The organism is Mesorhizobium sp. M4A.F.Ca.ET.090.04.2.1 (genome assembly GCF_003999085.1).
Taxonomy (GTDB): Bacteria; Pseudomonadota; Alphaproteobacteria; order Rhizobiales; family Rhizobiaceae; genus Mesorhizobium.
On the sequence record NZ_RZOT01000366.1, the window covers coordinates 1 to 6,151 of the forward strand.

At 65.2% G+C, this 6,151-nt stretch carries 5 protein-coding genes; 2 read left to right on the plus strand and 3 right to left on the minus strand.

All coding sequences use genetic code 11. From position 1 onward, the window contains the following. From EN781_RS22810 to EN781_RS22820, 3 genes are all read right to left on the minus strand, one after another. On the minus strand, positions 1–440 hold a 440-nt coding region (locus EN781_RS22810), incomplete at its 3' end, for an FAD binding domain-containing protein (protein ID WP_189347750.1). 14 nt (positions 441–454) lie between these two features. Next, on the minus strand, positions 455–2,806 hold the full coding sequence (locus EN781_RS22815) for a xanthine dehydrogenase family protein molybdopterin-binding subunit (protein WP_126054175.1): 2,352 nt from the start codon (positions 2,804–2,806) through the stop codon (positions 455–457). A gap of 124 nt (positions 2,807–2,930) precedes the next feature. Then, a complete protein-coding gene (locus tag EN781_RS22820) occupies positions 2,931–3,431 on the minus strand; it encodes a (2Fe-2S)-binding protein (protein ID WP_126054174.1) in 501 nt (166 codons plus the stop codon). Positions 3,432–3,645: 214 nt separating this feature from the next. Between EN781_RS22820 and EN781_RS22825 the strand changes: the two genes are divergently transcribed. Then, a complete protein-coding gene (locus EN781_RS22825) occupies positions 3,646–4,881 on the plus strand; it encodes an FIST signal transduction protein (RefSeq protein ID WP_126054173.1) in 1,236 nt (411 codons plus the stop codon). Between the two features lie 15 nt (positions 4,882–4,896). Then, on the plus strand, positions 4,897–6,151 hold a 1,255-nt coding region (locus tag EN781_RS22830), incomplete at its 3' end, for a hybrid sensor histidine kinase/response regulator (protein ID WP_145965584.1).

Sequence of the window (6,151 nt, forward strand, 5' to 3'; positions counted from 1 at the left end):
CCCTTGAAGAACTTGTCGGCGGCGATCTCGCGTTTGTTGGTCACGATCGTGGCCCCCAGCGCCAGCAGTGCCGCCGGATAGTCGGCCGCCGGATCGTTGTTGGCGATCGAACCGCCGATGGTGCCTCTGTGGCGCACGGCCGGGTCGCCGATCAGCGAGGCCAAATGGGCGAGCGCCGGGCAGGCCTTCCTCAGCTTCTCGTCATTGGCGACATCATGGTGCGTGGTGGCGGCGCCGATGGTCACCGTCTTGCCCGACACCTTGACGCCCTGAAGGTCCTTCAGCCGCGACACGTCGACGAGGTCGGAGGGCGCGGCGAGCCGCGTCTTCATGGCGGGGATCAGCGTCATGCCGCCCGACAGGAGCTTGGCATCGCCGTTCTTCAGCAGCTTGGCGGCCTCGGCAACCGAGGCGGCGCGGTGATAGTTGACCGAATACATGCTTGCTCCCTCCCTCAGTGCTTGGTCTTCGAACGGATCGCGGTCCACACCGTGGAGGGCGATGCCGGCATGGCGATGTCGGCGATGCCGATGGCGTCGGTGATGGCATTGATCACTGCCGGCGGTGAGCCGATGGCACCGGCCTCGCCGCAGCCCTTGATGCCCAGCGGATTGCTCGGGCAGGGCGTGTTCGAGGTCGAGACCTTGAACGACGGCAGGTCGTCCGCGCGGGGCATCGTATAATCCATATAACTCGCCGTCAGCAATTGACCGCTGGCGTCGTAGTAGGCGCCTTCCAGCAGCGCCTGGCCGACGCCCTGGGCGATGCCGCCATGCACCTGGCCCTCGACGATCATCGGGTTGATGATGTTGCCGAAATCGTCGGCGGCCACGAACTGGACGATCTCGGTCGACCCGGTCTCCGGATCGATCTCGACCTCGCAAATGTAGCAGCCGGCCGGGAAGGTGAAATTGGCCGGATCGTAGAACGCCGTCTCCTTGAGGCCCGGTTCCATGCCTGCCGGCAGATTGTGGGCGGTGTAGGCGGCGAGCGCCATCTGGAACCACGGCACGTTCTTGTCGGTACCGGCGACCTTCAACGCGCCGTTTTCGATGACGATGTCGCTCTCGTCGGCCTCGAGCAGATGCGCGGCGATCTTCTTCGCCTTGGCCTCGACCTTGTCGAGCGCCTTGGAGATCGCCGACATGCCGACTGCGCCCGAGCGCGAGCCGTAGGTGCCCATGCCCATCTGCACCTTGTCGGTGTCGCCATGGACGATCGACACGCTGTCGATCGGCACCCCGAAGCGCTGGTTGACCAGTTGCGCGAAGGTCGTCTCATGGCCCTGGCCATGGCTGTGCGAGCCGGTCAGCACCTCAATCGTGCCGACGGCGTTGACGCGCACCTCGGCTGATTCCCACAGGCCGACGCCGGCGCCGAGCGAGCCGACCGCCGCCGACGGCGCGATGCCGCAGGCCTCGATATAGCAGCTCATGCCGATGCCGCGCAGCTTGCCTTGCTTGGCGGCTGCGGCCTTACGCTTGGCAAAGCCCACATAGTCCGATGCCTTCATCGCCGCGTCGAGCGAGGCTCCATAGTCGCCGGCGTCATAGTTCATGATCACCGGTGTCTGGTGCGGGAAGGATGTGATGAAGTTCGCGCGTCGAAGCTCCGCCGGCGACACGCCGAGCTCGCGCGCGGCGGTCTCCATCGTGCGCTCCAGCAGATAGGTCGCTTCCGGCCGCCCTGCCCCGCGATAGGCATCGACGGGCGCCGTGTTGGTGTAGACGGTGCGAACGTTGGCGTGGATCGCCGGGATGTCGTACTGGCCCGACAACAGCGTGGCATAGAGATAGGTCGGCACGCAGGACGAGAACAGCGACATGTAGGCGCCAAGATTGGCGATCGTGTCGACCTTGAGGCCGGTGATGCGGTTGTTCCTGTCGAAGGCCATCTCCACCGTCGAGACATGGTCGCGGCCATGCGCATCCGAAAGGAAGCTCTCGGTGCGGTCGGCGACCCATTTCACCGGCACGCCGGTCTTCTTCGAGGCCCACAGGCAGACGATCTCTTCCGGGTAGATGTAGATCTTCGAGCCGAAGCCGCCGCCGACATCGGGGGCGATGACGCGCAATTTGTTCTCCGGCGCGATGTTGTAGAAGGCGCTCATCACCAGCCGCGCGACATGCGGGTTCTGCGATGTCGTCCAGCAGGTGTAGTGATCCTCGGCCTTGTCGTAGTGGCCAAGCGCTGCCCTGGGCTCCATCGCGTTGGGCACCAGCCGGTTGTTGACGATCTTCATGCGGGTGACGTGCGCCGCGCCCTTGATCGCCGCGTCGACCGCCTTGGCGTCGCCGATCTCCCAGTCGAAGATCAGGTTGTTCTCGGCTTCGGTATGGATCTGCGACGCGCCTTTCTCCAGCGCCTTGGTCGCGTCGACCACCGCCTTCAGTTCCTTGTAGCTGATCTCGACAGCTTCGGCCGCGTCTCGCGCCTGGCCCTTGGTTTCGGCCACCACGATGACGACCGCATCGCCGACATAGCGGACCTTGTCGACGGCCAGCGGCGACCATGCGCCCATCTTCATCGGCGTGCCGTCCTTGGAATGGATCATCCAGCCGCAGATGAGGTTGCCGATGCCGTCGGCCTTGAGCTCCTTGCCGGTCAGGACGCCGATGACGCCCGGCATGGCTTGCGCCTTCTTGACGTCGATCTTCTTTATCTGCGCATGCGCGTGCGGGCTGCGCACGAACGCGGCATGCTTCATGCCGGGAACCACCATGTCGTCGACATAGCGGCCGGCGCCGGTGATGAACCGCTTGTCTTCCTTGCGCGCCACCCGGGCGCCAACACCTTCAATGCCCATTAGCAATTCCTCCGGAATTTAGGGGAGTAGGTCAGTAAGGGAGTAAGGCAGTAGGGAAATCGGCAGCGGGTTCGGTACGGCGTACTCACCTACTCCCTTACTGCCCTACTCCCTTACTCCCCTATCAAGCAGCTTGTTTCGCCTTGCCCTTGGCGCCCTTCGACATCGCCTTCGAGGCGGCGAGGATCGCCTTCACGATGTTGTGGTAGCCGGTGCAGCGGCAGATATTGCCTTCGAGCTCGGCGCGCACCGTGGCCTCGTCGAGGCCTTCCGGATGGCGCGCGATCATGTCGGTCGCCGTCATGATCATGCCCGGCGTGCAGAAGCCGCATTGCAGACCGTGATGCTCCTTGAACGCGGCCTGCACCGGGTGCAGGTCGGCGCCGTTGGCGAGCCCCTCGATCGTCACCACGCTCGACCCCGCGGCCTGCGCCGCCAGCATCGAGCAGGACTTCACCGCCCTGCCATCGAGATGCACTATGCAGGCGCCGCATTGCGATGTGTCGCAGCCGACATGCGTCCCGGTGAGGCCGAGAACCTCCCGCAGGAAATGAACCAGAAGCGTGCGGTCCTCGACGGCGCCGCTGACCCGTTTGCCGTTCACCGTCAACGATATGTCCGACATGAAACCTCCCTGGGTATTTTTTGCCTTGGTGTCCTGGCGCCGTTTCCTCCCGGCGCGCCGGCTGTTTGCTTGATGCCGCACAGAAATGCGGGAAAAAGTACACCGAGCCCCTCCACGGCGCGAGAATGCAGTTCGCCCGAAACGGCGCATATTGTACTTTCGGTCACGCCGGAGGGGGGCGGCCCATTGCCGAAGCCTCCCCTTGAAGACAACAATGCCTTCGACGCCGCGCGCCCGACGCGCACAAAAACACGTCGGAGGAAAACGCAGGAGAAGGCAGCTGGCCAGTTCGCGCACGCGCTATGCATGCGGCCTCTCGGCGCTCACCACGGATGAGCCCGACGCCGGCGCCTTTGCCCGTGCGGTCGCGGCGGAATCCGCGGCGATCGACGCCGGCTTCGCGCTGCTGTTCTTCTCCCAAAGCCTGGTCGATGCGGGGGTGCTGTCGGAAGCGCTGACGGAGCATGCGCCGGCGCTTGCCTATGCCGGCTGCTCGACCGCAGGCGAAATCACGCCGCAAGGCCTCGAGGAAGGCCACATCCTTGCCCTGCTCCTGCCTTCCGCCTCGTTCGCGACGGCCAGCATCATGGTCGACAATCTCTCTTCCTCGGGCATGGACAGGATCACCGGCGAGGTGGCGGCGCTCAGGCGCTCGCTGCGCGGCCGCGTCGGGCACGAACGGGCCAAGGATACCTTCGCGCTCTGCTTCATCGACGGGCTGTCCTATGCCGAGGAGGCAGTGACGTCGGCCATCCATTGGGGGCTCGACGGCATTCCGCTGATCGGCGGCTCGGCGGGCGACGATCTCAAATTCGAGACCACCACGCTGATCTCGAACGGCAAGGTCACCTCCGACAGCGCCATCATCATGCTGATCGCCACCGAAATCCCCTTCCACGTCTTCAAGACCGACAATTTCATCCCCACCGACGAGAAGCTGGTGGTGACCGCTTCCGACCCCGATCACCGCATCGTGCGCGAATTCAACGCCGTCAACGCCGCCGAGGAATATGCCGCCTCGGTGGGGATCCTGCCGCATACGCTGACGCCGCTGAGCTTCGCCTCGCATCCGGTGGTGGTGAAGGTGCGCGGCGAATATTACTGCCGCTCGATCCAGAGGATGCATGCCGACGGCTCGCTCTCCTTCTTCTGCGCCATCGACGACGGCGTCGTGCTCTCCATCGCCCAGCCGAAGAACATGGTGGAGGCGACGCGCGCCGCGCTCAGCGACGTCCGGGAGCGGCTGGGCGGCATCGACATGATCCTCGGCTTCGACTGCGTGCTGCGGCGGCTCGACGCGCGCAACCGCCAGGTGTTCAGGGATATTTCCGAACTCTACCGCGTCAACAACGTCATCGGTTTTGGCACCTACGGCGAACAGTACCGCTCGATGCACCTCAACCAGACCTTCACCGGCATCGCCTTCGGCGATCGCCTGGCCGCCGAATAGCGCGCGGGCCGCCCCATGCCGCTCCGGGATATCAACGACCTCGAAAAGCTGAAGAAGATCAACGCCGCCCTCGTCAGCCGCGTCGAGCGCTCGATGGACCAGCAGGGCAATGCCTTCTCGCTGTTCCAGACCGCGATCTCGCTGGAGAACCGGGTGCGCAACCGCACCGAGGAGCTGCACTCAACCCTGCGCCGGCTCGAGCAGACCAACATCGACCTCATCGCCGCCAAGGAAACCGCCGAGCTGGCGAACCTTTCCAAGACCAGGTTCCTGGCCGCCGCCAGCCACGACGTGCTGCAGCCGCTGAACGCCGCCCATCTCTCCGTCTCGGCGCTGGCCGAAGTGCAGACCAGCGAGGAAGGCAAGAAGCTTGTGCGCCAGGTCGAGCGCTCGCTGGAGACCATGGAGGACCTACTGCGCACGCTGCTCGATATCTCCAAGCTCGACGCCGGCGTGGTGCAGCCCGAGATCGGCGATGTCAGCCTGGAGGCGCTGTTTTCCTCGCTGCGTTCGGACTTCCTGCCGGAGGCGGAGAAGAAGGGCTTGTCGCTGAAATTCCGGCCGGTCCATGTCCTGGTGCGCTCCGACCGCACGCTGTTGCGCCGCATCCTGCAGAACATCCTGTCCAATGCGCTGCGCTATACCCGCTCCGGCGGCGTGCTGGTCGGCACCAGGCATCGCGGCGATATCATCCGCATAGACGTCGCCGACACCGGCTGCGGCATCGCCGACGACCAGCGCGAGGCGGTGTTCGAGGAGTTCCATCGTGGTAGCACGGCGCTCACCGACACCGGGCTTTCCGGCGGCGGGCTGGGACTGGGCCTCGCCATCGTACGCCGCATGGCGGCGGCGCTCGGCCATCCCGTGACGTTCTCGTCGAAGCTCGGCCGTGGCACCATCTTCCACATCGACGTTCCGGTCGGCATGGGGGCCGCGGCCGACGCGATCGTCAGCACGGCGGATCTGGAGCGGCCGCGCGGCTACGGCCTGTTCGGCACCAAGGTTTTGCTGGTCGAGAACGATGCCGACGTACTGCAGGCGATGACCTTCCTGCTCGAACGCTGGCAGTGCCAGGTGCGCGCCGCGACCTCGACCGACGATGCGCTCGATCTCCTCGGCGACACCGACTGGGTGCCCGACATCGTCATTGCCGACCAGCATCTCGACGGCGGCGACCTCGGCACCGCGACCATCGCCGAGGTCCGCGACTATCTCGGCCGCCCGGTGCCGTCGCTGATCGTCACCGCCGACGGCTCGGAACCTGTCGTCA